The 2,128-nt window shown below is 59.7% G+C and carries 3 protein-coding genes; 2 read left to right on the forward strand and 1 reads right to left on the reverse strand.

Annotated features, from left to right (window positions below):
* Positions 1-827: c-type cytochrome (locus tag WA989_RS16050; RefSeq protein ID WP_424341486.1), on the reverse strand; the 827-nt coding region annotated here is incomplete at its 3' end.
* Positions 828-1,056: 229 nt separating this feature from the next.
* Between WA989_RS16050 and WA989_RS16055 the strand changes: the two genes are divergently transcribed.
* Both WA989_RS16055 and WA989_RS16060 read left to right on the forward strand, forming a co-directional pair.
* Entirely contained in the window at positions 1,057-1,683 is a 627-nt protein-coding gene (locus WA989_RS16055) for an ATP-dependent Clp protease proteolytic subunit (RefSeq protein WP_424341487.1), read from the forward strand.
* Between the two features lie 146 nt (positions 1,684-1,829).
* Positions 1,830-2,128, forward strand: a 299-nt coding sequence (locus tag WA989_RS16060; RefSeq protein ID WP_424341488.1) for a ClpX C4-type zinc finger protein, incomplete at its 3' end; no start/stop codon positions are given.

Here is a 2,128-nt window from a genome sequence, read left to right on the forward strand (position 1 = left end):
TCGTTGAGCATCGCGGTGCTTTCATAGACCGTCTCGGCCATGCGGCCATAGGGTGTGCGGCCCTCGCCGTCATGGCCCTCGGAGAGAAACGCGGTCAGGCTCTCGATCGTGTAGCTGTCGAGCACGCTGTTCTCGTCACCCGAGATATTGGGCGCGTACCACGGCTTGAGCGGGGCACCCTTGAGATGCTGCGCATTGCCGAGCTTTGCGCCCACCGAATTGCGTGGGGTGTGACAGGCGGAGCAATGCGTGAGCGCTTCGGCAAGATAGGCGCCGCGATTGAACTCCTCGCTCTCGTCGGGATCGGGCTCGAACCTGCCGGGCTCGAAATAGACCGCCTGCCAGCCCGATATCCCGGTTCGCACGTTGAACGGAAAGGGCAGGGTGTTGTCGTCGACCTCGTTCTCGACCGGCTCGACGGACTGGAAATAGGCCCAGAGCGCCTCCACATCCTCGTCGCGGATCATCGTGAAATTGGTGTAGGGCATGGCGGGATAGATCGGCGCGCCGTCCTTGCGAATGCCCTCGTGCAGCGCACGCTTGAAATTGGCCGCGTCCCAGCTTCCGATCCCGGTCTCCTCATGGGGCGTTATGTTGGGCACGGACACCACACCGAACGGCGTGGGCAGCATCCGCCCGCCCGCGAAACGCTCGCCTTCGTCGGGATCGGTGTGACAGGCCGTGCAACCCGCGGCATGGCTGAGATACTCGCCGCGCTCGACATCGCTCTCCCCCCCGCCTTCCTGCGCAGATGCCGGTCCGAGAAGGACCAGGATCGCGATGCTGGCTGTGAAGGTCGAAAGATACCGGTCGCAAGTCGATGCCATGGAAGCTGTCCTCACCTCTGGAATTTCAAGTTCTTTCATACGTATTTAACTCGATATTCACCGAAGCGGTTCCCAAGGGGTCCTCACAGATCCCCGACCGACCTTCCGACCCACAATGTGTGGCGGCAACCCTTGCGGACCCCTTATCGTATCACTATTCCTCCCCGAACGTAGCGTGGTCCCGGGACGGGAAAAGCCGAAAACGCTCTAGTGAGAAAAAGGTCTGTTGATGAGCAATCCGATTGAGACCCACATGAATCTCGTGCCGATGGTCGTCGAACAGACGGCACGGGGAGAGCGGGCCTACGACATCTTCTCGCGGCTGCTCAAGGAGCGGATCATCTTCGTGTCGGGACCGGTCCATGACGGCATGTCGACGCTGGTTGTCGCGCAATTGCTGTTTCTGGAAGCCGAGAATCCCAAGAAGGAGATCTCGATGTATATCTCCAGCCCCGGCGGTGCGGTGACTTCGGGATTGTCGATATACGACACGATGCAATATATCCGTCCTCCCGGATCGACGATCTGCGTCGGCCAGGCGGCCTCGATGGGATCACTGCTTCTGACCGCGGGCAAGAAGGGCATGCGCTATTCGCTGCCCAACAGCCAGATCATGGTCCACCAGCCCTCCGGCGGCTATCAGGGCCAGGCCACCGACATCATGATCCACGCGCGAAACACCGAGAAGCTCAAGCGCCGGCTCAACGAAATCTACGTCGAACACACCGGTCAGGACTACGAGACGGTTGAAGCCGCGCTCGACCGCGATAGGTTCATGACCCCTGAGGAGGCCAAGGACTGGAACCTCATCGACGAGATCGTCACGCGCAGGGACATTCCGGAGGAAGATGACTGAGCGCCATGTTAACCCGTTTGCCATGTTCGCGATTGGGCTTGTCATTCATCGTTCAAGCGTGTTCCTATGATTTATATTAAGTTGGAATTCAGCAGGCATGTGGCACTGCAAGGCAGCAGTCAGCCAGAGCGGGCCGGAGAGAGATCATGAGTAAATCGAGCAGCGGCGACGCCAAGAACACGCTTTACTGTTCTTTCTGCGGCAAGAGCCAGCACGAGGTGCGCAAGCTCATCGCCGGCCCGACCGTGTTCATCTGCGACGAATGCGTCGAGTTGTGCATGGACATCATCCGCGAGGAGACCAAGACGAACCTGGTCAAGTCCTCCGATGGCGTGCCGACCCCGCAGGAGATCTGCAACGTTCTCGACGATTACGTGATCGGCCAGCAGACCGCCAAGCGCGTGCTCTCGGTCGCGGTTCACAATCATTACAAGCGGCTCAATCA

It is taken from the genome of Henriciella sp., from assembly GCF_049649345.1.
Taxonomy (GTDB): Bacteria; Pseudomonadota; Alphaproteobacteria; order Caulobacterales; family Hyphomonadaceae; genus Henriciella.